This is a genomic window from Ruegeria sp. BI12, from assembly GCF_056537985.1.
Map to the genome: position 1 here is coordinate 2,535,966 of NZ_JBQFSL010000001.1, position 25,481 is coordinate 2,561,446.

Annotated in this window: 24 protein-coding genes and 1 tRNA gene; 12 read left to right on the forward strand and 13 right to left on the reverse strand. The window is 54.1% G+C overall.

Annotation, left to right across the window (positions count from 1 at the left end; translation table 11 throughout):
• Positions 1 to 2: 2 nt before the first annotated feature.
• The 7 genes from ACR0AK_RS12810 to ACR0AK_RS12840 all read right to left on the reverse strand — a co-directional run bounded on the left by ACR0AK_RS12810 (position 3) and on the right by ACR0AK_RS12840 (position 5,249).
• On the reverse strand, positions 3 to 482 hold the full coding sequence (locus ACR0AK_RS12810) for a UPF0262 family protein (protein WP_058279383.1): 480 nt from the start codon (positions 480 to 482) through the stop codon (positions 3 to 5).
• 68 nt (positions 483 to 550) lie between these two features.
• Positions 551 to 1,351: a glycosyltransferase family 32 protein gene (locus ACR0AK_RS12815; protein WP_480793554.1), complete on the reverse strand. Its 801-nt coding sequence runs from the start codon at positions 1,349 to 1,351 to the stop codon at positions 551 to 553.
• Positions 1,352 to 1,472: 121 nt separating this feature from the next.
• Complete coding sequence (gene hisD, locus ACR0AK_RS12820; RefSeq protein ID WP_480793668.1) at positions 1,473 to 2,774, reverse strand: histidinol dehydrogenase; 1,302 nt, start codon at positions 2,772 to 2,774, stop codon at positions 1,473 to 1,475.
• Positions 2,775 to 2,834: 60 nt separating this feature from the next.
• Positions 2,835 to 3,302 (reverse strand): GNAT family N-acetyltransferase, encoded by a 468-nt coding sequence (locus ACR0AK_RS12825; protein WP_480793555.1) that lies wholly within the window; start codon positions 3,300 to 3,302, stop codon positions 2,835 to 2,837.
• A gap of 43 nt (positions 3,303 to 3,345) precedes the next feature.
• Complete coding sequence (locus ACR0AK_RS12830; RefSeq protein ID WP_480793556.1) at positions 3,346 to 3,822, reverse strand: DUF2948 family protein; 477 nt, start codon at positions 3,820 to 3,822, stop codon at positions 3,346 to 3,348.
• Complete coding sequence (gene murA, locus ACR0AK_RS12835; protein WP_480793557.1) at positions 3,819 to 5,087, reverse strand: UDP-N-acetylglucosamine 1-carboxyvinyltransferase; 1,269 nt, start codon at positions 5,085 to 5,087, stop codon at positions 3,819 to 3,821. Before murA ends, ACR0AK_RS12830 begins: the two co-directional genes overlap by 4 nt.
• 6 nt (positions 5,088 to 5,093) lie before the next feature.
• The gene (locus ACR0AK_RS12840) at positions 5,094 to 5,249 is read right to left on the reverse strand and encodes a hypothetical protein (protein WP_170409977.1); all 156 of its coding nucleotides are present in this window, start codon (positions 5,247 to 5,249) and stop codon (positions 5,094 to 5,096) included.
• 83 nt (positions 5,250 to 5,332) lie between these two features.
• On the opposite strand from ACR0AK_RS12840, the gene ACR0AK_RS12845 reads away from it, so the two are divergent.
• The 7 genes from ACR0AK_RS12845 to ACR0AK_RS12875 all read left to right on the forward strand — a co-directional run bounded on the left by ACR0AK_RS12845 (position 5,333) and on the right by ACR0AK_RS12875 (position 11,275).
• A tRNA-Thr gene (locus tag ACR0AK_RS12845) sits at positions 5,333 to 5,407 on the forward strand.
• 413 nt (positions 5,408 to 5,820) lie between these two features.
• Positions 5,821 to 6,066, forward strand: coding sequence for a helix-turn-helix transcriptional regulator (locus ACR0AK_RS12850; RefSeq protein WP_480793558.1), 246 nt, complete (start codon positions 5,821 to 5,823; stop codon positions 6,064 to 6,066).
• A gap of 1,581 nt (positions 6,067 to 7,647) precedes the next feature.
• Positions 7,648 to 8,511: an AAA family ATPase gene (locus ACR0AK_RS12855; RefSeq protein WP_480793559.1), complete on the forward strand. Its 864-nt coding sequence runs from the start codon at positions 7,648 to 7,650 to the stop codon at positions 8,509 to 8,511.
• A gap of 653 nt (positions 8,512 to 9,164) precedes the next feature.
• A complete protein-coding gene (locus tag ACR0AK_RS12860; RefSeq protein ID WP_480793560.1) occupies positions 9,165 to 9,569 on the forward strand; it encodes a hypothetical protein in 405 nt (134 codons plus the stop codon).
• Positions 9,570 to 10,133: 564 nt separating this feature from the next.
• Positions 10,134 to 10,529, forward strand: a complete 396-nt coding sequence (locus ACR0AK_RS12865) for a hypothetical protein (protein ID WP_480793561.1) — start codon at positions 10,134 to 10,136, stop codon at positions 10,527 to 10,529.
• Positions 10,519 to 11,058 (forward strand): hypothetical protein, encoded by a 540-nt coding sequence (locus tag ACR0AK_RS12870; RefSeq protein WP_480793562.1) that lies wholly within the window; start codon positions 10,519 to 10,521, stop codon positions 11,056 to 11,058. Before ACR0AK_RS12865 ends, ACR0AK_RS12870 begins: the two co-directional genes overlap by 11 nt.
• Positions 11,048 to 11,275, forward strand: coding sequence for a hypothetical protein (locus tag ACR0AK_RS12875; RefSeq protein WP_480793563.1), 228 nt, complete (start codon positions 11,048 to 11,050; stop codon positions 11,273 to 11,275). Before ACR0AK_RS12870 ends, ACR0AK_RS12875 begins: the two co-directional genes overlap by 11 nt.
• Positions 11,276 to 11,286: 11 nt before the next feature.
• Here the strand turns inward: ACR0AK_RS12875 and ACR0AK_RS12880 are convergent, their stop codons facing one another.
• Together ACR0AK_RS12880 and ACR0AK_RS12885 are read right to left on the reverse strand one after the other, a co-directional pair.
• The gene (locus tag ACR0AK_RS12880; protein WP_480793564.1) at positions 11,287 to 11,640 is read right to left on the reverse strand and encodes a hypothetical protein; all 354 of its coding nucleotides are present in this window, start codon (positions 11,638 to 11,640) and stop codon (positions 11,287 to 11,289) included.
• A gap of 89 nt (positions 11,641 to 11,729) precedes the next feature.
• Positions 11,730 to 12,533 carry a hypothetical protein gene (locus ACR0AK_RS12885; RefSeq protein WP_480793565.1) on the reverse strand — a complete coding sequence of 268 codons (804 nt, stop codon included), beginning with the start codon at positions 12,531 to 12,533 and terminating at the stop codon, positions 11,730 to 11,732.
• Positions 12,534 to 12,869: 336 nt separating this feature from the next.
• On the opposite strand from ACR0AK_RS12885, the gene hsdR reads away from it, so the two are divergent.
• The 5 genes from hsdR to ACR0AK_RS12910 are packed head-to-tail and all read left to right on the forward strand — an operon-like array spanning position 12,870 to position 20,125.
• On the forward strand, positions 12,870 to 15,224 hold the full coding sequence (hsdR, locus tag ACR0AK_RS12890; protein WP_480793566.1) for an EcoAI/FtnUII family type I restriction enzme subunit R: 2,355 nt from the start codon (positions 12,870 to 12,872) through the stop codon (positions 15,222 to 15,224).
• Entirely contained in the window at positions 15,221 to 16,672 is a 1,452-nt protein-coding gene (locus tag ACR0AK_RS12895; RefSeq protein WP_480793567.1) for a type I restriction-modification system subunit M, read from the forward strand. Before hsdR ends, ACR0AK_RS12895 begins: the two co-directional genes overlap by 4 nt.
• Positions 16,669 to 18,339 (forward strand): restriction endonuclease subunit S, encoded by a 1,671-nt coding sequence (locus ACR0AK_RS12900; protein WP_480793568.1) that lies wholly within the window; start codon positions 16,669 to 16,671, stop codon positions 18,337 to 18,339. Before ACR0AK_RS12895 ends, ACR0AK_RS12900 begins: the two co-directional genes overlap by 4 nt.
• Positions 18,339 to 18,899 (forward strand): hypothetical protein, encoded by a 561-nt coding sequence (locus ACR0AK_RS12905; protein WP_480793569.1) that lies wholly within the window; start codon positions 18,339 to 18,341, stop codon positions 18,897 to 18,899. The genes ACR0AK_RS12900 and ACR0AK_RS12905 overlap by 1 nt, the downstream gene beginning before the upstream one ends.
• On the forward strand, positions 18,896 to 20,125 hold the full coding sequence (locus tag ACR0AK_RS12910; protein ID WP_480793570.1) for a hypothetical protein: 1,230 nt from the start codon (positions 18,896 to 18,898) through the stop codon (positions 20,123 to 20,125). Before ACR0AK_RS12905 ends, ACR0AK_RS12910 begins: the two co-directional genes overlap by 4 nt.
• Positions 20,126 to 20,151: 26 nt before the next feature.
• On the opposite strand, the gene ACR0AK_RS12915 is transcribed toward ACR0AK_RS12910, so the two are convergent.
• The 4 genes from ACR0AK_RS12915 to ACR0AK_RS12930 form a co-directional block, all read right to left on the reverse strand.
• Positions 20,152 to 21,915, reverse strand: a complete 1,764-nt coding sequence (locus ACR0AK_RS12915) for an AAA family ATPase (RefSeq protein ID WP_480793571.1) — start codon at positions 21,913 to 21,915, stop codon at positions 20,152 to 20,154.
• Between the two features lie 128 nt (positions 21,916 to 22,043).
• Complete coding sequence (locus ACR0AK_RS12920; protein WP_480793572.1) at positions 22,044 to 23,234, reverse strand: tyrosine-type recombinase/integrase; 1,191 nt, start codon at positions 23,232 to 23,234, stop codon at positions 22,044 to 22,046.
• 350 nt (positions 23,235 to 23,584) lie between these two features.
• Positions 23,585 to 24,088, reverse strand: coding sequence for a hypothetical protein (locus ACR0AK_RS12925; protein ID WP_480793573.1), 504 nt, complete (start codon positions 24,086 to 24,088; stop codon positions 23,585 to 23,587).
• Positions 24,089 to 24,473: 385 nt separating this feature from the next.
• Complete coding sequence (locus ACR0AK_RS12930) at positions 24,474 to 25,424, reverse strand: GlxA family transcriptional regulator (RefSeq protein WP_480793574.1); 951 nt, start codon at positions 25,422 to 25,424, stop codon at positions 24,474 to 24,476.
• Between the last annotated feature and the right edge of the window lie 57 nt (positions 25,425 to 25,481).

Genomic DNA, 25,481 nt, shown 5'->3' on the forward strand with positions numbered 1-25,481 from the left:
CGTCAGCCTCCGAAATGCAGCACGCAGATCAGCGTGAACAAACGGCGTGCGGTATCGGTGTCGATGTCAGCCTTACCTTCAAGACGTTCCTGTAAAACGCGGCTGCCTTCGTTGTGGATGCCGCGACGGGCCATGTCGATGGTTTCGATCTGGCTGGGCGGCAGGGTTTTTACCGCATTGAAATAGCTTTCGCAGATCTGAAAGTAGTCTTTGACCACCTGCCGGAACGGCCCCAGCGACAGGTGAAACTCTGCCGCCTTTTCTTCGGCCTCGGTGGCGATGTCGAAAACCAGCCGCTTGTCGCGGATCGACAACTGAACACGGTACGGTCCATCGGGCACGACACGGTCATCGCGCACAGGCAGCGCAAAGCTGTTTTCTTCCAGCAGATCATAGATCGCAACCTTACGCTCCTGCTCGATCTCGGGGGTCGGTGGAGGCAAATTTCGGTCATCTAGTTCGATGTGCGAGATACGAGTCATTGGATGCGGTCCGTTAAAGTCGGGACAGACTTATCCCAACTCAAAAAATTGAACAACGCGGGAAAATGCTAAATTGGGTGTTCATTCGGGTCTATCTGGTGCTTTCGCAACAGATGGTCCACAAGCGCTCCCTGTTTTAGAGTTCCAGAATCCACAAACATTTTGCGAAACCACGACCCGTGGAAATGGATCGACATTTTGTTCCGCCAGTCAAGAAAATCCAGTTTGGACATGTCCGGATCGTTCCACAGCCTTCGATGACGCGGCGGCAAAGCGTACATGTCGGCGCGCGGGGTCGCATGCTGCATTTCGCCGCTCAGACTGATGTAGTGATACAGCATTGGCGGTCCCAAACTAAAGAGAGGAAGGCTCCAATAGGTCGATCTTCCGTAGAGCTCTAAATAGGCTTGCTGCTTTTCGACGGGCCACCAGGGCGGTACCAGATTGCTATCAAAAGCAAATTCGCACATAGCTTGAAGAGCGGTGCTGTTGTCCGGAAAGGCCATGATGCTGTTGATCAGCCGCTGGTTTTTCTTGTTGCCACGCGGGAACAGATATCCGTCTTTTGCCGCCAATGGGCGTAGCGCGTAGATATCCGCGTCCGCCCAGATATAGTCCGTTTTCTGCAGTAGTTTTAGTCGAAACAGATCCGCGTGGACGGCTACAGACCGGGCGATCGGATCGCGGTAAATCTCGGAAGTATCATAAACTTCGCGTGCGTCGCGTTCCTCGATGTAATCCGGAATATCCTCTAGGTCGCCATAGTGGTAGACGATCGGCTTCTGGTCCACATCCGCGAAGGATTTCAGGCACAAATGCTCTAGAAAACTAAATCGCTTGCCGATCCAGAGTGTTGCCACGCGTTCCAAGTCTGGCTCCTATGCGTCAGGTTCTTCGGTCAAGGCGCCGTTGAACAACCGGTTGTTTCAAGTCCCTACCCAGATAACCTGTGCAGGTTCGCGGCGGGTGTGACCCTTATGCCATAAGGATTTAGCCGTTCAGACGCTTCAACCGCGCCGTTACTGAAAGTCCATGCGCCTCAAGGCTTTCGGAGTGGGCCAGCTGCTCGGCTGCGGGTCCAATCGCACGCAGTGCTTCAGGTGTCATCTGGCTCAGCGTCGTACGCTTGAGGAAATCCATCACGCTGAGGCCGGACGAGAAACGGGCCGAACGCGCTGTTGGCAGCACGTGATTGGGGCCACCGACATAATCGCCAATGGCCTCCGGTGTGTACTGGCCCAGAAAGATCGCCCCGGCGTGGACAGTCTTAGCGCTCAGCGCCACTGGGTCCGCCACGCACAGCTCCAGGTGTTCGGGCGCGACGCGGTTCGACAATGCCGCCGCCTCGTCCAGATCACGTACGGTGACTATCGCGCCAAAATCACGCCAGCTTGCACCCGCGATGGCGCGGCGCTGCAGGGTTTCCAGGCGTTTGTCGACGGCTTTGGCGACAGCGTGTCCAAATCCTGCGTCATCTGTAATCAGGATCGATTGCGCGCTTTCGTCATGTTCTGCCTGGCTAAGAAGGTCCAGTGCAATCCAGTCAGGATCGTTGTCCTTGTCGGCGATGACCAGAATCTCGGACGGACCGGCAATCATGTCGATGCCAACCTTCCCGAATACGCGGCGCTTGGCGGCGGCTACAAATGCGTTGCCCGGACCCGTGATCTTGTCGACCGCTGCAATTGTGTCGGTGCCATAGGCCAGTGCGGCAATCGCCTGTGCCCCGCCAATACGATAGATCGTGTCCACACCGGAAAGCTGCGCCGCCAGCAGGACCAACGGGTTCACTTGTCCATCCGGTGTCGGCACGGCAATGGCCAGACGCTCAACCCCTGCGACCTTCGCGGGGATTGCGTTCATCAGCACAGAAGACGGGTAAGATGCCAGCCCGCCGGGCACGTAGAGACCGGCAGCCGACACAGCAGACCAGCGCCAACCCAGCGTTGCGCCCGACGAATCTGTCCACTCGTGATCCTCTGGCAACTGCTTTTCGTGATAGGATCTAATGCGAACAGCGGCCAACTCCAAAGCAGCCCGATCTTCGGAGGAGACCTGATCCACGGCCTCGGCTATCTGTTCGGCGCTGAAGGCCAGTGTTTCGGGTGTCAGCTCCAGCCGGTCAAACTTGGCGGTCAGCTCGATCACCGCCGCATCGCCACGTGTCCGCACGTCTTCGATAATCCCGGCGACAACGGCATCCACATCCGGGCTGTCCTCGCGCTTGGCGGACAACAGCGTTGTGAAGGCGGTCTCGAATTCGGACGACGTCGTGTCGAGGAAGACAGGCATGTTCTGGCACTCCGGAGCGTTTGATCGGGACATATCGTCCGGATGGGCTGGCCTCAACCCTCAGTCCTGCAGGTTCAGCGATTTGCGCATGTTCAGACAGGACAAGTCATTGCGCTGACTGCACCCTCCGGTGGCTTGCCAGCCGTAACGTAAATAGAAGCCCTGAGCGGTTCGGGTGGCCTCAAGCCGTCCCTCAGCGCACCCCAGAGCGATAAGCTCCTGCTCAAGTTTCTTCAATAAAGCCCCGCCAATACCGCAACCGGTGTGATCGGGATCAATATACAACAGGGTGATTTCTCCAGCTTCGGTCAACCCACCAACGGCTGCAGGCTGCCCGTTATTCTCGGCAAGCCAGATTTGTGCCCCGTTCCTGATCCAGCCCCTGATAGTCGCCGGATCCTTGTTTGCGATCCATTGGGCAACCACCTCAGGATCATCTTGATGGTCTGCCTTACAAAGCCCGGTAATTGACCGGATCAGAACACGGCTCAGATCGAACACATCGAACACGGTCGCGCGCCGCAACACCAGGCCCTGTGGAGGCCCGGTGAATGCCTGCGCTATGCCGCGCTTATTCCGGATGAGACGGTGCCTGACCCGATGGGGCCTGATACGGCCGAGTCACATCCTTGAGGGTGACATCCAGCGCCTCGACCGACAGGCGGATTGCACCGTCGCCTGCCAGCGTCAGCGTAATCTGCCCGGCGCCATCTTCTCCGGCTTCGAAATCGATCGAAAGTAGAGACATCACCATGTCCTTATCGCTGCGGTCGACACCCTGACTGGCCACTGACAGGACCGAGTCGACAACCAAAACCGCCTGCACCCGTTCGAATGGCCGATCCCGGCGCGCGGCAGCGTCCTTGTCTTCCCAGCGGAAGCGGTTCAGCAGTAAACCGAAGCGACGTTCAGAAGGTCGCCACGTCATCTCGGTAATCGGGAAGACTGCGTCCTGCGCCAGGGTCGAGATCACCTGCAGGTCATCAGCATCCTCGGCCCCCAGGTTCAGTGGGGCTTCGCGTCCGTCTTCGAAACTTGCGTCTGTCATTGGCCTTTGATCCGTTCAATCTTTGCGCCCACGCCTTCCAGCTTGCGCACCACATGTTCATATCCGCGGTCCAGATGATAGACCCGGCTGACCGTCGTTTCCCCTTCGGCCGCCATACCGGCCAGAATCAACGACACCGAGGCCCGCAAATCCGTCGCCATTACGGGCGCGCCTTTCAGGCGTTCAACTCCGGTCACGGTGGCCGTGCCACCGTGTACTTCAATATTTGCGCCCATGCGCACCAATTCGGGGGCATGCATAAAGCGGTTCTCGAAAATACGCTCTTCCAGAACCGAGGTACCTTCGGCCGTGCACATCAGCGCCATCATCTGTGCCTGCAGGTCAGTCGGAAAGCCGGGGAATGGCTCGGTCACCACATCCACGGCACTGACACGACCGTTCTTGCGCGCAACCTTCAGGCCATTTCGAGTTTCTTCGACATGCACGCCTGCCGCATCCAGCTTGGCCGCGAAGGATTCGACCAGAGACATCCTTCCACCCAACAACTCAACCTCACCGCCGCACATCGCAGGGGCCAGCATATAGGTGCCCAGTTCAATTCGGTCAGTTACCACCTGATGCGTTGCACCATGCAGGCGATCTACGCCCTGAATCTCGACGGTCGAGGTCCCCTCGCCCGAAATCTGTGCACCCATCTTGCGCAGACATTCGACCAGGTCGACGATCTCAGGCTCGCGTGCAGCGTTCTTCAGAACAGTCGTGCCTTTAGCCAGCGTCGCAGCCATGACGATGTTCTCGGTCGCACCCACCGAGGCAAAGCGCATCTCATGCACAGCGCCCTTCAACCCACCGGGGGCTTTGGCGTGCAGATAACCGTCTTTCAGTTCAATTTCCGCGCCCAGCGCTTCAAGTCCTTCGACATGCAGGTCCATCGGACGCGCGCCGATGGCGCAGCCGCCCGGCAACGACACGACGGCCTGCCCGAAACGCGCCAGCAAAGGACCCAGCACCAAATTGGATGCTCGCATTTTGCGCACAATCTCATAATCCGCCGTCTGACTGGTCAGGTCATGGCTGGACATCGCCAGCACCTGCCCATCCTGCAACGAGGACACTTCGGCCCCCAGCGATTGCAACAGCGCAGTCATTGTCTTGATGTCACTCAGCCGCGGCGCATTTGTCAGCGTCAGCGGTTCTTCGCTCAGCAAAGTTGCGGGCATCAGCGTCAGACATGCGTTCTTGGCCCCCGCGATCGGTATCTGACCGTTCAGCGGCCCGTTGCCCGTCACCAAAATCGAATCCATCTGCTCTTATCCCTCGTCCTTGCCGGTCTTGTCCTCGGAAGCTGCTCGCGCCTTAGCCTGCGCCTTGCGCCGTGCCATATTTGCCTTGAGCGCGGCCTTAAGCCGTTCTTCGCGCGCGTCCCCGGATTTACCGTGTTTTTTGGGTGAATTTTTGTCTGCCATTGTCTTTCTCTACAGGAGACGAAAAAAACCGTCCAGACACCCTTGCGCCCCGTTTCGTTTGAGTCTAATCACCCGCCCACAGCGCTGCTGTAGCTCAGAGGTAGAGCACTCCCTTGGTAAGGGAGAGGTCGAGAGTTCAATTCTCTCCAGCAGCACCATCTTTTCAATATCTTAGAAGAATTTCGGCACTTGGGTGACCATAGCGGTCACGCACGGGACAACCCTTTTTCGCGCAAGGTTCTAATTTCGGTGCGATCATGAGAGCTTATCCTGTTGCTATGCGCATCTAACCAACGTATTTTTAGGTGAAAGGCCACAGACCTTTGTCGCCGCGACCCGATAGGGTTTCCCAATTGGAGGAAGAACTGCCCGGCAGTTCGAAAGCAGCTAATTTCTCTCAGCGATGAGAGGCGCGGATGACGGCAACCCAGCAGGTTCGACAAAGGGACCGAAAAACTGGCAAGCCTCCTTTATCCGGCTACGCCCTGTGGCGCGTAGCTTTGCGGAAGCGAAGCTACATCTGTATCCAAATTGGCCCAAACTTCCGCCCGAACCGAGGAAGTTATGACCAATGAAGGATAACCATCAAATCCAACACCCACTGTATGACACCGATGGGCGCATCATGCGTGACAGGTTGTATACGACGACCGAGGCTGCAGAGATACTCGGCGTCGCAGAGCCAACGCTGCGCCGCTGGCGTTCAGAGGAAGTCGGACCTCGCGTCACGAGGATTTTTCCCAAAGCACCTCCGCGTTATCGCGGCCTCGACCTCCTGCAGTGTTTGGAGATGAACTACGTCGGCAGCGCGGCATAACTCAGGGCTCTATGGTAAAGAGATGCCCCTGCGCCTGCGCCCCGCGCGGTTATCACTCACTATTGCGTATCAGGGTTCAGAAACCGGTTTTGGGCAATCGCCCAAACACCCCCCGATGATTGCGTTTCTGCAATTCAATAGCCCGCGTCTCTTGTCCGAAAGTTCTGCACGATTTCCGCTCTTCAAAATCGAAAAACGACCCTGACCGTTTCAGGATCAGGGCCGTTCAAATGAAACACACAAGTGCTGCGTTCACCCATTATGCAGGTGGATTGTAGCGCCCGAAACTAGGGGGAGCAACAATGGCACCCAAAGATGATTTCGTCAGTTTAGACCTGACACAAACCCGCCAATTCCTTCACGGAATGCGTAACAAACATCATTTCGTGGCGATCAGACCAAAGCGCGGAAAGGATGACAGGGACAGCGTCTTAGAGGCTCTGACGGTAGATGTCAGCAATGATGCGGATTGGGCCGAAGCCTGCGTCTGGATAGAAAAGTGGAATATGCAGGAACGCTGCAATGTTTACTTCGAGGTGAACCCGGTGAAGTCTGGCTTCAAAGGGACCAAGGCCAAAAAGGAAGACATTGCGTCCCACGACTTTTTTCACGCGGATCTGGATCCCGTACCTTTGGGCGCTGGCAAACACGAAGAAGCAAAGCACCGCCTCAGAACAGCCGCCCAAGAAATCAACGGTCTTCCGAATATGCTGATGGGCTTTGTCCTGAGCAGCGGCAATGGCGTCCAAGTCATGTGGCGCAATCCAACGCCCGACATGGGCCGGGTTAAGTTTGAGGATTTGAACAAAAGGCTAAACCTCTTCCTCGGATCGCTGGACGACATCAGTTGTAAGGGCACACAAAATACGAACCGGTTGTTCCGACTTGCGGGAACGTGGAACTGGCCTTCCTTATCGAAAATCGAAAAGGGCTATTCCCAAGACCCGGTGATGTCCGAGGTTTACCATGCGGACAGCACCTGGCCTCCGCTGGCCCACGAAACGATTGAAGCACTTACTGTTCCGGAACGCCAAACGAGCGACGCGCCGACAACAAGCGACGACGACCTTCCTGACCTTGATTGGCCACCGGAAGATCCGGACGAAACGCTTAAAGACCTTCATGAGACATGGATGGCCGATGCACGTTACGTCGCGCTCATCGATGGCATTGCCCATCCGGGTGATCGCAGTGCTAGCCTCATGGGGATCTGTGCTTGGTATATTCGGCATGGGCTGGACATTCACCAATCAACAAGCCTCGTGCATTACGCTGATGGCGCTCCGCTTGGACACATCATGGATCAGCCGAATAAGGCTCGTGCGATGGCCCGTGCCTATTTCCGCAGCGACGCCTCGGACGTAATGCATCAGGTGTTGGAAGATGATGATTATGCGTACGACCCGTCGGATGTCCCTGCGCCGTGGCAGACCCAAATGCCCGATATGCCTATCAAGTCGTCTGAGCAGTTCGCGTCCGAGTTAAAACCACCGGCCTATATCGTGAGGCGTCTTTCTTTGCAAAAGGGGCAGTTGCTGACTGCTTACCGCTCATCCCGGTCATTTCAAGACCGGTGTGATAATGGAGATTGCGTTCAGGTTGGATCAGGGTCTGGACATCGACGGGCAGGAGGTCAAGCCAGGAAAAGTTCTGTTCTTCGCGGGGGAGAACAACGAGGACAACCGGCTCAGGCTGGTGCAGACCTGTCTGGATCAAGGGGTTGATCCCAAGGATCTATCGATCGACTGGGTCGATGGGTCGTTCCAGATGAATGAAAGCAGTGCCGAGTTCATGAAAGCCGAGGCGCAGAAACGCGGCGCTTATGATCTTGTCGTGATCGATGCCTCGACGGCGTATTTTCACGGCGAAGATGAGAACAGCAACACCGAGATGCACTCGTACTATCAAGTCTTAAGGTCGCTGACTAAAATGGAGGGAGGGCCTCTGGTTGTTGTGCTATCGCACCCGGCGAAGAATTCCAAACAAGATAATCTCAATCCTCGGGGCGGATCCGCAGTATACGGAACAATCGACGGAAACCTCACGCTGTGGATGGATAAGGGCATTGCCAAGCTGCACCACATGAAGTGGAGGGGTTCGAACTTCCCGCCGCTCTATTGGCGACCAAAGGTGTTGACGCACTCGTCTGTAAGGGACAGCGATGGAGTTTTGATGTCATCGGTTCGGGCTGTGGAGATTGATGCCAGTGTTGCTCAGGAGATTGAGACGCGGGATGAGGTAAGGATCTTACAATATGTGAGAGACAATCCGAAGCCATCGCAGCGGGATATGACGGAGACCTTGGGTTTATCCCGTGGTGTTGTGGGTCGGAACTTGAAGCTGTTGGTGAAGTGTGACGAGGTACGTAAAGATAACAAAGGTAAGTATTGTATCACCTCGCTAGGCACTGACAGGCTGGACGGAAAAACACCGAAAAATGGGTGATTTCGCGAAAACGCGTGGGACACCCAGTGGGACACTTTTTTCGGGGTGTCCCACTGGGTGTCCCAAACTGTCCCACGAACCACTCTGAGGGCCGTTTTGGCTATAAAAATAAGCTGTCCCAGCTGGGACAGGACGCCCCCTAAGGGGGAGCGTAAGCGACCCCCGTTAGGGGTGGGTGTCCCACTGTCCCAATCCCTTAGGTGGGACACTTTCGTGGGACACTTGCAAAATCGGCGCTAAACACTCAGGAAAAATAGGGAGGAACCGGTGGTCTGTCGACTGAGAGCCTGAGATTTTCCGCTGGGTGATGGGGGCGGTGTGAACCACAAATTCTCTTCTGCAGCCGCGCTGCATTACTCGGCCCTGCAGCCCAGTCAGCGAAGCCGGAATTGAACGCATCGGGAATTATAGGTGGATCACACGTTAAACCGCTGAAACACCACTGGTGCGCAGTGGGCATTATTCTGTTCTGGGGAAGTGGAACCTAAAGGTTTCAGCCGGGACGCGGCGGCGTTCCACAGCACCCCCCGACGATTGGCTTTTTGCCATTCAATGAAACAACATCTTTACTCTGGGTTTTCTGCGGAATTTTCAATTCTGTGTTTTGCTTTGCTTTTTGTATTATGTTAAATGTCTACTGCAGGTAGTTGCAAATGGGACTATTATCATTGCCTCTAGATCCGACCATTGCGCGTGAAGCAACCGCAGAACATGCTGTGCAGGCTATTGCGGCCAAAATGTTCGAAACTGATCTGGCGGGTGCATTCCGGTACCTGCAGAAAAACTCTGATTTCCAAGGATTTAGTGGATCTAGCGGTGTTCCACATATGGTCAGCAACCTGCTCATTGGAAGGTTCGGCCAGAGGGCAGAGCGGTTCGTAGAGGAACATCCTTGGACTGCGGACGCCGTGCGTACCATTGTCAGTGGCGATAGTACTCGAATGCAGCGGCACCGGGCGCGGATCAAACTGGTCGCGCACTTCTGGCAACAGCGCAATGTGGGCAAGTATCGCAAGTCGGACATCACACCGCCGCCGCGAGAAACAAACTGCCGGTGATGTACGCAGGTGTTTCAGCCCAAATACCGCCCCAAAAACATCTATTGCAGTTCGTCGTGCAGAACGCAGGCGTATCGCTTTAGGAGACGGGAACGCAGACTGGCCAGACGCGAAGGTTCAGCCACGTTCCTGCCGGGGTTGGAAGAGCGGTTGGAAAAGTCGAGGGACCGCAGCTTTCGACAACGAGCAACCCGACGTCGAAACGCCACAGCGAGGAGGCAAGCCGCACTGGGCTTGCCGGACTGGTGACCTTTTGTTTGACCCATTGGCCCTTCTGGAAGACGCAACACGCATTGCGGCGGACATCGCCAGAGACGATCAGCAGACCGCCTCAACGCGCCTACAGGCAGTAAATACCATGGCACGGGCTGTGACCGCCGCTGTGGGCGCTAAAACGGCCCTAGCGCAGGACAGAGAGCGCGAAATCCAGTGGGCCAGCAGAACCCTTCAAAAACACGCCCTAACCCCCGGCACTGGGCCAGCAGACGCGCTCCGCCTCGAACACGCAGAACGCATCCTGCTGTCGCATCAATCTGAACCGAAAAAGGAAACGGGGGTCCCTCAATGGTAGAAAGATCAGCAATGCAGATCGTCAGAGACGCCGCTCTCTCGACCGATCTGCCCGAACTCATCAGGCAGCAGCATGAGGCGGCACAACTATTGCAGCGAATTGCAGAACGTGAGGAATTCGAAAGCCCCGCAGTGGCCATCAGGGCCGCAGCGACAGCCGCACGTGTGTTCAGCGATACCGTGGCCGCTGTTGTCGTGCAGGAGCGGCTGGACAAGATTGGAGAAGAGATCGAAGCGATCAAGGCCGAGCGCCGCAGCGACCGAGGACAAAGCAGCCGCAAGCCACCCGGATCTGTCCTCGGCATCAGCAAAAGCGGCCATGAGGTCCGTACGCCAACATGGGGTGGTGGCAGGAAGCTAGGAACTGAGGGCGAAGCTGATGGGCAGTGATCAGGCAGTATCCAAGTTGCTCGAAAACCTGTTGCTTGACGAGCCGCAGTCGCTCGCGTCAATGGTCGACGTATTCGCGAGGTCCAGCGCGTTTGCCGCCGCGTTGCTTGAACAGATCGAAACGGTAGCCGTGCGCAACCGCAGGCTGGGCCGTACAGTGGAAGTTGACCTAGCGGGTGCCCTATACCCCCATACCAAAGACCCACCTCAATGGGCGCAACAGAAGCGCAGAGAAGCGGTGCGCACTGTCGTGGCGGCGATTGCCGAAGGTAGGCCACCCAGTTTCAGTATCCTTCAACTCAACCTGCACATTCGCGACCTTGTCGACTTCGAGTTTGTCGTTGATGCCGACGCATTTCTGACCGTCAAATTCTATGGCCACGTGGACCGTAACGAAGGTCTCCTGACGGTTACACGGATCGATGAGGGTGAAGCGCCCGACGCTCTGGTGGCAGATGTCACGCGCCTGCTGACGGTGTTTCAGCAATCGAAGCTATTGACCAACAAGGATAATCTGGATGCGACTTGAAACCCCGACCCTCGACAAGATGAAGCGCGCATCAAGCGCTGAGTTGCAGGCAATGGCCGCAACCGCTGCCTTAGAAGTTGCGCGTGAAGCGGCCCTGCTCGCCGTATCAAAAGGTTTGCCCGCAGAGCTTGTGATTGACGTCATTTCTGTCGACTTGCATCGCGCGCGCGTTGGCAACAACGGCCCGTCGCGTTCAGTAAGCGCTTTGCGTCGCTAAAATTGCCCGACTTAGTTCAGGCGCACATAATATCCACTTGCGCTTTTACCTTCCTCTCCGGGCTCGCGCATGATGCGCAGGCGCGTTGCACTGAAGGTAACGTCACTGCAACTTCCCAATTCGATATCGAAATTGTACCATCCGCTAATAGGATTGTTGTTGCCGTTTGCGGGAACGGCGTAGACTTTCGATGCATCACCTTGAGTGTAGCAAACGCGGTACGCCACTTCCGCTCCGTTCCCGTGATAAATTATGCCCACCTCATCGGCTGGTACATGCCAGTTGGCTCGCGCTTCTTCAGCCTGGGCGGTGTTTACGGATGCGACAACTGCAGTGAACGCTGTCAAGGCAATGTAATTTGTCATTTGAATAGTCTCCCCTGAAAATCAGATATTTAACGAGCGACGAAAACGGCCCGACGCCCATTAAGCATAGCATAAAACTGCTGGGCTGATCAGTTACCACCCGATCCGGCGCTTCCAGTGCTGGTTGATCGCGAAGAGTTTGCGCCGCTTGGCTCGCCTGTTGCTGGTGTCTCAGAATTGTCGCTGTTTGTGCCTTCAATCTGAGCTTCGTTAGCTCCGGAATTAGCTCCGTCTTGTGTACTAGACCGCGCCTTAGAAATCGCTTCGCGGGTTTCTTTTTGTTTTGCCATTACTTCGCGACACGTTTCTATCAGGCGCACATTGATAACACCCATATTAGTCGCGACACTTACCATCCAAGAAGGCATGCTATTGGGCAAAACCACGTCTTCCATGTAAGCCACGCACTCTTGGTTAGATTTAAAATCTGGAACCTCTAATCCGATTAACTCCGGGGGTGATTTGCCGTCGTCGATAACCGTATGCGTCAGAACTGTCGGAAGTCCTTCTCGTTTGAGCGCCTCCGCCGCTTTGTTCGTCAACGGAACGATATCGCCGGGGCGTTTCAAAACGTCTATCGCCCAAGCCCGAAGGGGATCAATATCATCTTGGTCTTCTTCGTATTCGGGTTCTTTGCTGACGATGCCAACGGCGATCTCAGCCATAGCTGCAGTGGTTTGCCGTTTGCTAGCCTGATTGCTGAACATCATGGTAACTACAACGACTGTGACAGGGATTGCAGCTCTAACGAGTATGTCCCAAAAATCATACCAATCCCTCTTGGGCTTATCATCCTGTTCTTCTTCTTTGATGTCGGTAACCGTTTTTGCCGCAGCGACTGCGCTGGCGACCGCGACCTGAATTGCCTCTTCCTGTTCTTTTGTCAAAGCCATCAAAAACGCTTCCTTTTGAATATTTTACCGTAAATATTGGCAAAATTTATCAAGCCCCCAAAAAATTCCAAGGCCCATTTTTGGCAACTTGTTCCATGCTTTGCCAAAAGGCCTCGCTGGGGGTCGTGCAGTACAATCAACTACCCAAAAAACCACCAAATTATCTCGGCAGCGTTCGCGGAAATTACGTCCCCCCGCAGATTGGCAGAAAAAGCCATAGTAATGACATTTTGGCACAATTCACTGCGCCACAATCACTTACATACAAACGAAGATGCCACTTTGGCGGCAGAACCCGCTTGTCGCCAAAAATAGAAAAAAGTATCTGATTGAAACATGGACAAGAAAGACAAACTTGAACTCAGCGAAATCGATATTTGCGATCTGTTCATTACTCCAAGCATCAGGGATGCGGGCTGGGATCCGCTTACCCAGATCCGGCGAGAAGTAACGCTCACGCCGGGTCCGGTCGTCGTGCGCGGCAACATGTCGGCGAGGAACAAGAAGAAAAAGAAATTCGCTGATTACGTCTTGTCTTGGCGGAAGGGTGTACCGCTTGCCGTGGTCGAGGCGAAGGACAACAAGCACACTGTAAGCCAAGGGATGCAGCAGGCTTTGTCCTATGCCGAAATCCTTGACGTGCCCAGCGCCTTCAGTTCCAACGGCGATGCTTTTGCAACGCATAACAAAACGGCTGTCCCGCCCGAGCTGATCGAGGATCAGGTTGGGCTTGATGCTTTTCCTGATCCCGACCTTCTTTGGGCGCGCTACAAGGCCTATCGCGGCATATCGGACGAGGAAGGCGCACTTGTCGAGCAGCCCTATTATTCCGATGGGAGCGGCAAGGAGCCGAGATATTATCAGGTCGAGGCCATCAACCGAACAGTTGAGGCAATCTCAAAAGGCGCGGACCGGGCTTTGCTCGTGATGGCCACTGGCACGGGGAAAACCTACACCACGTTCCAGATTATCTGGCGGTTGTGGAAAGCCGGAAAAGCTAAGCGTATCTTGTTTCTTGCGGACAGGAATATCCTTGTTGATCAAACGCTTGTGAACGACTTCAAGCCGTTCGGCAGCGTCATGACCAAAATCAAGAACCGTAAGATCGACCCCGCATACGAGGTCCATCTGGGCCTATATCAAGCGCTCACAGGCACAGATGAAGCGGACAAGGCGTTCAAGACCGTGTCGCGCGACTTCTTTGACCTCGTAGTCATCGACGAGTGCCACAGGGGCAGCGCCGCGGACGACGCTGCATGGCGTGAAATCCTTGACTACTTCTCCGGCGCTATACACCTGGGCCTGACAGCGACGCCCAAGGAAACCTATGACGTTTCGACCAAAAAGTACTTTGGTGACGCGGTCTACACATACAGCCTCAAGCAGGGGATCGAAGACGGGTTTCTAGCTCCTTATAAGGTGATCCGCATCGACATCGACCGCGACGTTGATGGCTGGTCGCCTGAGCCGGGTATGGTGGATGATCTAGGGCAGGAGGTCGAAGATCGCGTCTACAATCAGAAGGACATGGATCGCGTCCTCGTTTTGAACCAGCGGACGAAGCTGGTAGCAAATCGGGTTATCGAATTCCTCAATGCAACGGACCCATTCGCCAAGACCATCATTTTTTGCGAGGACATCGACCACGCGGAAAGAATGCGCGTGGCACTGGTGAATGCCGCAGGTCAAATTGCAATCGACAACCCGAAGTACATCACGCGCATTACCGGCGACAGCAAAGAGGGCAAGGAACAGTTAGATCCGTTCATTGACCCTGAAAGCCGGTTCCCGGTCATTGTGACAACCTCCGAATTGCTCTCGACCGGTGTAGACGCGAAAACCTGCAAGTTGATCGTTCTGGACAAGTCGATTTCATCCATGACCATGTTCAAGCAGATCATTGGGCGTGGCACGCGGATCGACGAGGAACACAACAAGATGTTCTTCACTATCATGGACTTCAAACAGGCGACCGAACTGTTCCGTGACCCTGCTTTTGATGGTGATCCTGTTCAGGTCATCGACGGCGATGATTGGACACCGGACGGCGGAGGCGACGATGGTCCCGGTGGTGGCGGCGAAGATGTTGATGACGATGACGGTGATCACGGCGTTGGGCAGTCCAAGTACAGGCTTGGTGCTGTCAGTGCGACAATCACGAACGAACGGATCAGCTACATGGGGCCCGATGGTAATCTGGTCACCGAAGCCTACCGCGATTTCGCAAAAAAACAGATCGTCGAGGAATACCGATCACTGGATGAATTTATCCGAGGCTGGAAAGAAGCGGACAAGAAGCGGGTGATCATCGAAGAACTGGCGGAACGAGGAGTGCTTCTGGACCACTTGGAAGAGGTGGTGGGCAAGGATGTCAGCGAACTCGACCTGATCTTGCACGTTGCGTTCGATCAGCCGCCCCTGACGCGTGCGGAGCGAGCCAACAACGTCAAAAAGCGCAACTACTTCGCCAAGTACAGTGATACAGCAAAAGCGGTGCTGGAAGCACTGCTGGACAAGTATGCGGACGGCGGTGTTGAAACGATTGAGGACAACCGGGTATTGAAGCTCGAACCCTTCGACAAGATCGGTACACCCCTCCAAATCGCCAAGGCATTTGGCGGAAAATCAAACTACGAACAGGCCGTTCGTGAGTTGGAAAATGAAATATTCAAAGAGGCCGAGGCAGGATGAGCATAAACGCGACCCTAAAGACGATCCGAAACATCATGCGCAAGGACGTGGGCGTTGACGGCGACGCCCAGCGGATTGGGCAGTTGTGCTGGATCTTCTTCCTCAAAATCCTGGATGACCAAGATCAAGAACTGGAGTTTACAAAGGACGACTTTGTGTCCCCGGTTCCCGAAGATCTGCGCTGGAGCGCTTGGGCCGCTGACGCTGAGGGTATCACAGGCGAAACCCTGCTGAACTTCGTCAACGATACGCTGTTCCCCGGTCTCAGAGATTTGCCGGTCGAAGCAGGCCCACGCGCGGTGGTCGTTCGCGAAGTCTTTGAAGACGCCAATAACTACATGAAATCCGGTCAGTTGCTGCGTCAGGTGATCAACGTCGTGAACACCGTGGATTTCAACGACATGGCCGAGAAACGCCATTTTGGGGAAGCCTATGAAGGTTTGTTGAAAGAACTGCAGTCTGCGGGTGATGCAGGCGAGTTTTATACCCCCCGAGCAGTAACTGAGTTCATGGTGGATCGGATCGATCCTAAACCCAGTGAAACGCTCATGGACCCGGCGTGCGGCACCGGAGGCTTCCTGACCTGTGCCATGCGCCATATGCGCAAGCACCACATAAAAACCACCGAAGATGAAGTTGAAATGCAAAGCAACCTGCGGGCAGTAGAGAAAAAGCCTCTGCCTCACATGCTTTGTACAACGAACATGCTGCTGAACGGTGTTGAAGCGCCGTCCTTTGTCAAACACGACAACACGCTGGCCCAACCGTACCGCGATTGGACATCAAAGGACGCCGTGAATGTCATTCTTTCAAACCCCCCTTTCGGTGGGAAAGAAGAGGATGGCATAGAGCAGAACTTCCCCCAGAATTTCCGCACGCGTGAAACCGCCGACCTGTTCCTGGCTTTGATCGTCCGCCTGTTAAAGCAGGGTGGGCGTGCAGCGGTCGTTTTACCCGACGGTTCGCTTTTCGGTGAAGGCATCAAAACTCGGCTGAAAGAGCATCTGCTTGAAGAATGCAATCTGCATACCATTGTTCGGCTACCGAACTCGGTGTTCAAACCTTATGCCAGCATTGGCACCAACCTGCTGTTTTTCGAAAAAGGAACGCCCACAAAAGAAGTTTGGTATTGGGAACACAAGGTTCCTTCTGACAGGAAGGCCTATTCTATGACCAAGCCCATCGAGATTGGGCACTTGGATGATTGCGTCGAATGGTGGGGCGGTGAGACACGCGAGGGTCGCGAGGAGGGGCCAAACGCGTGGAAGGTCACAATCGATGAAATCAAGGAGCGCGGCCTCAATCTTGATATCAAGAACCCCCATAGCGAGGAAGAAGACCTAGGCGACCCCGAAACGCTGGAGCAAGATTTGCAGAGGGCAGAGGCTGACGTTGTCGCTCTTCGCGATCAGTTGAAGACCATTCTGTCGGAGGCGTTGCTGCGATGAACGCCGATCTGCTGCTTCAACACTATGATAAGATTAGCGATGCACCGGACGCCGTGGAAAGGTTGCGACTTTTTATTTTGGATTTGGCAGTTCGTGGCAAGCTGGTTGAGCACTTGCCCGATGATGAGTGCGCGTCCGATCAAATTCCGAACATAGTGAAAAAAAAAGAAGAGCTGCGTATTGAAGGTAAGTTTAAGTCCATCGACAGAACTGAACTTCCCCGAACACGCTTTCCGTATTCTGTGCCGAAGTCTTGGACTTGGTGTTTGCTCGACGATATCACTGCAGTGGCAAGAGGCGGATCGCCGAGGCCAATAAAGTCGTTTTTGACTGAAAATGAAAACGGTATCCCTTGGATCAAGATTGGGGACGCGGAAAGGGGAAGCCGCTATATCGAAAAAGCGAGAGAGAGAATAGTTGAAAGTGGAATAAGCAGATCAAGAATGGTGTACGCTGGCGACCTGCTACTTTCAAACTCTATGAGTTTTGGTTTCCCTTATATCTCAAAAATCAAAGGCTGCATTCACGATGGCTGGCTTGTATTGCGCACGCCCGAGGAACTGGTTGAGAAACTATATTTGCATCTTCTCTTGCGCTCCAACCACGCGAAAGGTTTCTTTTCAGAAGCAGCGTCAGGCGCAGTGGTTCAAAACCTAAACGCAGACAAAGTGCGGCTTTTGCCAGTTCCGCTCCCCCCACTCGCCGAACAGCACCGCATCGTCGCCAAGGTCGATGAACTGATGGGGCTGTGCGACCAATTGGAGGAAGCACGCAAGATCCGCGAAGCCACCCGAGACAAGCTGACCACCGCCAGCCTTGCCCGACTGACAGATCCCGATAGCACCGATGAAGAGTTCCGGGATAACGCGCGTTTCACGCTGGACGCGTTGCCGTCGATCACGTGTCGGAAGGATCAGATCAGGGCAATTAGGAAGACTGTTTCGGGTTTGGCTGTTCGCGGAAAACTAGTTACGCAACAAACGGACGATGAACCTGCAACTCAATTGGTCTCTAGGATCAATGAATGGCGCCTAAAAGCAATTTCTGAAAGGCTGATCAGACCGCCGCGAAAGAAACTTGGCCCAATTTCCAATGAGGATCGCCCATATGTTCTTCCTCAAGGTTGGGTTTTCGCACGACTAGGCAATCTTCTAACTGTACAATCAGGCGACGGGTTGACCGCAAAGAATATGAAAGATGGGCCTTACCCAGTTTTCGGCGGCAATGGCGTCAATGGCTACCATGAAAAAGCGAATGTTGAAGAGCCGACCATTGTGATTGGGCGAGTTGGCTTTCACTGCGGATCAATACATGAAACGCCTTCGAAAGCATGGGTTACGGATAACGCTTTTGTGGTTAAGTATGATACTTCCAGTATTCATCAAGGTTTCTTGAAGCTATTACTGAGCGCAACAAACTTAAAAGAAAACGAAAGCGCTACTGCGCAACCAGTAATTTCCGGTTCGAAGATATATCCGATAGTCTTGGGCCTGCCTCCATTCGCCGAACAAAGGCGCATCGTCGCCAAGGTCGATGAACTGATGGGCATCTGCGATCAGCTGGAAGCAAGTCTCAGTGCCGCTGAAGCCACCCGAGCCAAGTTGCTGGAAGCAACCCTGCGCAAAGCGCTTGAACCCGTTCAGGACGCGCTGGAGGCCGCTGAGTGATGGCGGAAAACAGGCCAACTTGGACTGACTTGCGCAAGTTGGATCAGCATCACCAAAAGCACTGTACGGGTGAGGCAGGTGAGTGCCTCAAGGACGTGCTGGGAACAAACAGGCTCCTGTCCCGCGATGAATACGCTGACCTGACCGAAGAGGTCTACGATGGCGCGTACATTGAGTATGATGCACGCGAGAAAGGTGAGGGTGACCGTTGGAACCCGCTGAGCCATTACCGGGTCGATGGGCGCTCAATGAAAGTCGTTGCCGATCTTCCCAAAGCGAACCCGCGCCAGTTTCGGTCTTTGCACCACGTCCATTACAGTGGTGGACATGACCCAGATGAGGTCAACAGGCCTGCATTTGACCAGCTAGTGGATTATATCGAAAAGAAGCTTTTGCATCGCCACGCTCGGGACCATGTTAGGCAATGCAAACTGAAGGTTACAACCGCGTTCGCAGACGGCATTAAAGACGATCCAAGCACACTGAGGGCGGCAGGGTATCTGACCAGTAAAGTTGTACGAGCCCAGCGCCAACTTACCCGAACGGTTGCAAACAGATGATCCGTCCGTCGCGCAAACTGAATGCTCTGAAGTCCAGTTTAAAGGACGCGGCTGAACTGCTTTCTCAGATCATTGAAGAGCAATCGGACGGTCAAAGCCCGGAAGAATTGCTTCGAGCCTCTGTCGATGATCCGGGCGACAAAAATCCGTCCATGCTCTCACACCCAATGCCGGATGAACCGCAGGTGCTGCTTTCAGTTGGGCAGGTTCTGACAGATTACCTGACCGCATTTGGGCAGTTGATCGATTTCTATGAAGCTGTTGGACCGCTTTGGCCGCATAAGGCGGATTTGGTTGCCAGAGACCTCTATCGCTTTGAGCCGCGCGCGGTATTCAAATTCCATGGCAGGCGATACGTAGACCCTGTTGAGAATTTGGCTGCCAGACTGCTGGCCAATCTAAACAAAGCCGCATCCCAATGGCGATATGACGAGATCCCTCGAATTTCGCCCACCGATTTTGGGGATCTGATGTGTGCTTATCGCGACTTCGTTGCCTTCGGACGCGGCGCTGTCGAACTCAACGATAACTTGAGCGGGATACTCCAACAGTCCGCGTCAGTTACGCATGAAAGTTGCTCAGTGCTTTACGAAGCAGTGAAGTCGTATGGTGATCCGGACGAAGTGGCTCAACAGATGCGGCGCTACGCTGGCCACGAATACCTGCTGCGGGATGCGAAATACGTTGATCCGAGCACGGAAGATTTGCGCGATCTATTGCTTGAAATGGCGTCTTACGGCGGAGGGAACAAGATCATGGTCGATATGGATGGATTGATTGGGCAGACGTTTGATCAGGATGTTGGTGGTGATCTGCTGAGCCGTATCAAGCGCATACTCCAAGGGCTCAGTCGTATCTTGGAAGACGATGATTATGAAGGCTTGGGTCCGATCATAGATGATTGGGGCGGAATGAGTGCCTTTGGGCCAGTCAACGTAATTCCAGGCTCAGGCAAGGGTGGGCAGTGCCAGGAAATCCTACTGGCAATGGCCTCTGGTGGAGGGACCTCGGCGGGTAGTTTGCAAGACGTGATGCGCCGTTTGCGCGCCCACCTAATTAGGTGTTCCGGCAAAACCCGCGTGGTCATAATCCTGACGGACCATTGGGATGCGTCGGTGCTACGCGAAAGCAAAACCGACATCGCGGCCCACAAAAGAAACGGAACGGTCTTCATCTCAGGATTGGTTAGCGGCCCGAACATAACCGCCCAGCCGCTTCCCTACTAGACTAAATCAAAATCCTGCTGATTAATTCACCCTTGAGTATTTGCCTTTCTGATCATTGCCGCGACCTCTTCGACGCGCTCTCTCAAGTCAAGGATGTTTAACTTGGCGTCCTTCTTACACACCAGCGTGGCGGCTTTAACTTTGTCGCCTGTTTTGTGAACGTATGGGTCGTTTCTTGCCTTTGGGTTCTTTTTGCTCCTTTTGAAATAAAAGGCGTGATCGTACGGACCTGTACCCATCGGCTCTTTGTAGATTGAAGGGTGTATCGATGACAAAGCTGTATGCAGGTCTTCTGGATCAACGTAGTTTTCAACTTCACGACCCTTTGTAATCCAAACGATGCTGCTGGTATCTTCAAGCTCGTCGCGCAGGCGCTGAACAGCAGGCTTCAACGCAGCTCTTGGGCTATCCTTATCGCTGTCAAGAATGATTGCCATATTTTGGTTTAGAGCTTTGAGATCAATGAAGTCTTGCAAACTGTCCTGATCGATTTCCTCTCTGCCACCAAGGTGCCGTACTAATGCACCCCCATAAAACATGATCGAGTAGTGAATGCCTTCGACAAGATGCTGATCCACTTTTTCGAGCCATTTCCGGAAATAGATCCGGTCTGACGGACCCTCAACCCAAACCACTGCATTTGATTGCAAGATGTCGGACGCACGATAGCCCAAGTCGTCACAGATCTGTTTCTTTTCATTTCTGGCCGCCGCGCTCGAAATACGCGTCTGATCACCGTCATTGGCAACCCTGAAAATAGATGCTTCTGGCGTATCAATGAAGGCTGCCGAGTGCGTGGCGATGAAGTATTGATTATTAGTGTTTTCCTGCAAGTAGTTGATCAACTTTCGCTGAAGTACTGGATGGAGGTGAATTTCCGGCTCTTCCATACAAATGACCATATCGTCATGAAGCGTGCAGAAAGTCGCAATTAGTATAACCTCCTGTATGCCCGTCCCGAGGCTTGATAGCGGCAGCACCTTGTTGTCGATTTTTACTAGGATGTGGTTCCGTTCAAAAGGGATCTCAATAAACGCGTCCTTGCCCGTTACTTCATGCACGAAGACGTTAATTTTCGCGAATAGCTCCTTATTCCTGTCTTGTAGTTCGAGCGACGGTCTTTCCAGTTCAGCTAGATCAAGAATGAGTGGTTTGTCGTCCCGCACACTAAAACCATCACCCTTCTCGCCAAGGTCACGCTCAGCGGGGATATGCGCGATCTCTGGAAAGTTGATCGATACCATTCTGATAAGCGAATGGATAACCTCCGGGACCCATATCTCTAGGCTTCCGCCAGTCTTGTTGCAAAGCCTGTTCCAAACAAATCGCCATTTATCTGCTCCGCACAAATCCACGAAGTCCGCGCGCTCGAAGGGTTTCGCAAGGGTGGCGTTCGACCGCCCGCCTTGGGGAACGACCCATACAAAGCCATCCTCCGTCAGTTTGTCGACTATCGAAGAGAAAAGCCCCGGAATACCTTGCGTAACTTGCTGTTCTGCGCTGATCACTTTGTTCACCGCACTTAGGACCCTTTCTGGAGGAAGACCGACGGCCACGTTCAATCTTCCGGACTTTGCTCCCTTATACTCTTCAACGTGTTCAAGTTTCTTACTCCAATCGATCCCAGTAGCAAACGGTAGGCGGTCACGAATGAAGTTTAGAACTGTCGACTTTCCAGCATTGTTTGCACCGATGAACAAGTTCATTTGCGAAAACGGGCCTATTCTTTGTGTTTCCGCACCAATGCCGCGATAAAACTGCAAGGAAAGGGCATCAAGTTGATCTGCCATTGCTACTCTCTTTAAGATTGTTTTGAAGCGGATTAGTGCGAAAAATACTGAGCTATCTCAAGGGCATTATTCGCGGAATACACAATTTTTGAGTGTGTTCGGTTTCGCCCTAGAGCTGATTGCTTCTCTCAAACGCCCAAAATACCTTGCACATGGGCTTCCCACGCGTGCTGTGCCTTGCGTCGTTCTGCTTCCATCGTGCTTTTGTCGTATCGCTGGTGCAGATCTGATCGTGCATGTGCGACCATCAATTCGGCAACATCGAATGGCACGCCTAGTTCTGACAGGCCTGTGCGGTATGTCCGACGCAATGCATGAAATCCGAATTTCTCGTCGCCCAATGCCTCCTTCATGGGCTTAAGCAACTTTGACCATCCACTCATCTGCTTGAGATACCTACCGGGGAACACGAGGTCCGTTGCGTTGTATGTTTCCTGATCTGCAATAAGCGCCCGAGACATTGGGCCGAGATAGACCTTATGCGCGCGACCCATCTTGGTTTGCGCCGCAGGGATCACCCACTCGTTCTTGTTTCCAATATCCACTTGCGGCCATGCCATGGCTGCAGTTTCGGTGCGCCGCGTGCCGACCAGCAGCATGAAGCGAAGAAAGTCCCGAAACACCGGCGACCGCATGCTGCCGCTCGCACGCCAGAACAACCTCAATTCTTCCCAGGTCGTGAATGTGGTTCTGGTACTGGCTGCGGCTGACGCTTCGGCCTTAGTGCTGCGCTCGCGGCGATAACCAGCCATTGGGTTGTGTTTCAGGTGGTCCGCGCCCACAGCCCAGTTCAGCATGGCTGACAACGTCTTGCGCAGATAACCTGCAGCCCCTGCCCTACCGCCCGCTTCCATTTTATCAAGAATGGTGATGACCTGTTTTCGCGTCAGGTCGGCTGCTGGGCTGTTGAGGTGCTTTGTCAGCCCACGTTGGAGTGCTGAGACCATATCCGCTCGTTTGACCACGCCATGGGCGCTCAGACGGGCGTCATACAATTCGATTAGCCGTCCCAATGCCATCTGCGCCTCAAAGCGGGTGCGTGGATCAGACCCTTCCCGCATTTCACGCGCGAGGTCCAAGGCCCGTTCCCGCGCTTCCGAAAGTCTGACAGTTCCAACCGCGCCCAAATGTACTTCTATGCGCTTTGCAGCACGGCCTTTGCCTTGCCTCCCACGGACGTAAAAACTCTTTGCACCGCTAGGAAACACGCGCACGCCCAATCCGGGGGCTTTGGCATCTGATACGAGATATCTGCGGTCACGCGGCTCCAGCGCTGCGATACGCGCCTCGGTCAGAACTTGGGCTTTTTGCACTGTCATTTCTCAACTCGTTTAACTGATGGTCACGCACTGGTCACCCACAAGTATGATATGAATTGAGCGCCGACAAGCGCCAGCGAGCACAAAATTGCATTAATCGCAGTCACTTATAGCGCTATAGAACGACGAGATCACTAAGAGCATACTTTTGGTAAGGGAGAGGTCGAGAGTTCAATTCTCTCCAGCAGCACCATCCAATCTCAACTGGTGAATGCAAGCGCTGTTTTGTCATGAAGTTGGCAATTGGTTGTCGCGCTGATTGCGGCACCGCCCCGAACCAAGGCCGTGCGGTTCAAGCCCGAAAGCCCGTTTTAGAAATCACCCAGTTCGCGACGGTATCGTCGGATGCGTCAGACGCGCCGCTCCGACGCCGACAATGCACCAGCAAGTGAGCTTTTGATCTCAGACGGGATGTTCCGGCCTTGCTGTTTCATCTTTGCGGCGATCCAACCCGCGGAATGTCCGCGGCATCCGATTTTGTTCGTGCGTGCAGCGGCCAGCGTTGTCACCTTATCGCGAGCCAAGGCCATGGAAACCTCAACCTCGGACTCAGGCAGGGCCATTCGAACTGCGCTGAATACATCCATCGAAACCTGCAAAGTCTGATGCTCAAGCCGATGGGCGGCATTGGTCAGCAGCCGCATGCAATATGCCGACAAAAAATACCAACGGAACACTCGAAAAACCCGACTTTGGTAACCTGCTATGTCCGGCGCGCATCCAGCGAAGTCGGTCAACTCGGAAAAGGCAGCTTCAGCTAATTTGGCAGCATCGCAAATCTGCCGTTCGCGGCTTGCATGTGTAAGTGCGCCGCGATCGAAACGGGATTCAGATTTACCTATTTCCAGGTGCATTGATATACTCCACCGTCAATTTAGGATGAAGATATAAAATCTTCCGACGATGCCGGCATGGGATTTGCGGTCAAAGATTCCCGATGTGTCTGCTTTTTTGGCCAACTTCAGAGTCTGTCTATACATTTCACACTATAGGTTGGCCTGTTTTGCGCCTTTTGGTCAACTGGTGAAACATCGCAACGTTAATGTTTTAAACAAAAAGCACACATATCTGACACGATCTTGTAATAGTTATGCCCATTTCGATATGTATGAATACTCAATCCTGCTGACCAGTTTACCAGTAAAGTTTTAACGAGGGGGTACGAAGCAGGACCAGGGGGTGAGCGCCTGTCCGGCCAGGCTCGCCTTGGGACAGAGACGCTCCCCCCGTCCTCGCCAGTCAATCAATCTTGTTCTTTTGGGCATGCGGTGTCACACCAAAGCTTGATCGGTAAACGCGCGAAAAATGTCCCGGATTCTCAAAGCCGCAAGCCATAGCCACCTCGGTGACGGACGCTTCGGTCTGCAACAACAGCTTCTGGGCGCGCTCCAGCCGAAGCTCCATAAAGTACTTCTTGGGTGACGTATTGAGGTACTTGCCGAACAGCCGCTCCAACTGGCGCGTAGATATCCCCAGATCCTCAGCTATCTCAGACGGGGACACCGGGGCCTCGATGCAATCCTGCATGGTGTGAATCGCCTTGGCGAGATGTGCATTTCGCATCCCGTTGCGCGATTGAAGAGACACACGTTGTTTGGCCGTGGCGTTTCGAACGGCGTTATAGACCATCTGGTCAGCTACCGCGATCGACAACTCTTCGCCGTGATCCCGTTCGATCAGGTGCAACATCAGGTCAGCAGTCGCCGTGCCACCCGAGGCTGTGATGTGTTTTTCGTCGGCCACAAAGACACTTCGCACAAGGTTAACTTCGGGAAAAGCCTCCATAAAGGCATCGTGGTACTCCCAATGAATGGCGGCCTGCATCTCGTTTAGAAAACCGGCCTCGGCCAGCAACCATGCGCCCGAACACAAGGCGCCTATGGCCGTACCTCTCGCTCGCTCGCGCCGCAGGGTTGCAAGCAAGGGGCGCGAGACATGATTGCGCATATGAATGCCCGACAGAACGAACAGCTGATCCGTTTTTGGCAGCGCGTCCAGTGCGCCGTGCACTAGTGTCACTGACCCGTTGGAGCAAACGGCCTGCGCGCCATGTTCAGACACAAAAGACCACTCATACAGGTCTTCACCGCTCACCAGATTGGCAATGCGCAACGGCTCGACCGCACATGAAAAAGCAAGGTGCGAGAATTCCTCGATCAGGATGAACGTGATGTGGCGGGGTTTGCGCATAAACGTCCGTTTCAATTTGGCGTGGTCGACGGCTTATGCTGCACGATTTTTTTCTGT

What these genes read in the sequence shown, in the direction of transcription:
- ACR0AK_RS12925 (WP_480793573.1), bottom strand. Translation starts at nt 24,088, where the DNA reads ATGCACCTGGAAATAGGTAAATCTGAATCCCGTTTCGATCGCGGCGCA.
- ACR0AK_RS12895 (WP_480793567.1), top strand. Translation starts at nt 15,221, where the DNA reads ATGAGCATAAACGCGACCCTAAAGACGATCCGAAACATCATGCGCAAG.
- hsdR (WP_480793566.1), top strand. Translation starts at nt 12,870, where the DNA reads ATGGACAAGAAAGACAAACTTGAACTCAGCGAAATCGATATTTGCGAT.
- ACR0AK_RS12830 (WP_480793556.1), bottom strand. Translation starts at nt 3,822, where the DNA reads ATGACAGACGCAAGTTTCGAAGACGGACGCGAAGCCCCACTGAACCTG.
- ACR0AK_RS12875 (WP_480793563.1), top strand. Translation starts at nt 11,048, where the DNA reads ATGCGACTTGAAACCCCGACCCTCGACAAGATGAAGCGCGCATCAAGC.
- ACR0AK_RS12865 (WP_480793561.1), top strand. Translation starts at nt 10,134, where the DNA reads ATGGTAGAAAGATCAGCAATGCAGATCGTCAGAGACGCCGCTCTCTCG.
- ACR0AK_RS12930 (WP_480793574.1), bottom strand. Translation starts at nt 25,424, where the DNA reads ATGCGCAAACCCCGCCACATCACGTTCATCCTGATCGAGGAATTCTCG.
- ACR0AK_RS12920 (WP_480793572.1), bottom strand. Translation starts at nt 23,234, where the DNA reads ATGACAGTGCAAAAAGCCCAAGTTCTGACCGAGGCGCGTATCGCAGCG.
- ACR0AK_RS12850 (WP_480793558.1), top strand. Translation starts at nt 5,821, where the DNA reads ATGAAGGATAACCATCAAATCCAACACCCACTGTATGACACCGATGGG.
- ACR0AK_RS12900 (WP_480793568.1), top strand. Translation starts at nt 16,669, where the DNA reads ATGAACGCCGATCTGCTGCTTCAACACTATGATAAGATTAGCGATGCA.
- hisD (WP_480793668.1), bottom strand. Translation starts at nt 2,774, where the DNA reads ATGCCTGTCTTCCTCGACACGACGTCGTCCGAATTCGAGACCGCCTTC.
- ACR0AK_RS12910 (WP_480793570.1), top strand. Translation starts at nt 18,896, where the DNA reads ATGATCCGTCCGTCGCGCAAACTGAATGCTCTGAAGTCCAGTTTAAAG.
- ACR0AK_RS12840 (WP_170409977.1), bottom strand. Translation starts at nt 5,249, where the DNA reads ATGGCAGACAAAAATTCACCCAAAAAACACGGTAAATCCGGGGACGCG.
- ACR0AK_RS12860 (WP_480793560.1), top strand. Translation starts at nt 9,165, where the DNA reads ATGGGACTATTATCATTGCCTCTAGATCCGACCATTGCGCGTGAAGCA.
- ACR0AK_RS12905 (WP_480793569.1), top strand. Translation starts at nt 18,339, where the DNA reads ATGGCGGAAAACAGGCCAACTTGGACTGACTTGCGCAAGTTGGATCAG.
- ACR0AK_RS12880 (WP_480793564.1), bottom strand. Translation starts at nt 11,640, where the DNA reads ATGACAAATTACATTGCCTTGACAGCGTTCACTGCAGTTGTCGCATCC.
- ACR0AK_RS12855 (WP_480793559.1), top strand. Translation starts at nt 7,648, where the DNA reads ATGGAGATTGCGTTCAGGTTGGATCAGGGTCTGGACATCGACGGGCAG.
- ACR0AK_RS12885 (WP_480793565.1), bottom strand. Translation starts at nt 12,533, where the DNA reads ATGGCTTTGACAAAAGAACAGGAAGAGGCAATTCAGGTCGCGGTCGCC.
- ACR0AK_RS12870 (WP_480793562.1), top strand. Translation starts at nt 10,519, where the DNA reads ATGGGCAGTGATCAGGCAGTATCCAAGTTGCTCGAAAACCTGTTGCTT.
- ACR0AK_RS12915 (WP_480793571.1), bottom strand. Translation starts at nt 21,915, where the DNA reads ATGGCAGATCAACTTGATGCCCTTTCCTTGCAGTTTTATCGCGGCATT.
- ACR0AK_RS12810 (WP_058279383.1), bottom strand. Translation starts at nt 482, where the DNA reads ATGACTCGTATCTCGCACATCGAACTAGATGACCGAAATTTGCCTCCA.
- murA (WP_480793557.1), bottom strand. Translation starts at nt 5,087, where the DNA reads ATGGATTCGATTTTGGTGACGGGCAACGGGCCGCTGAACGGTCAGATA.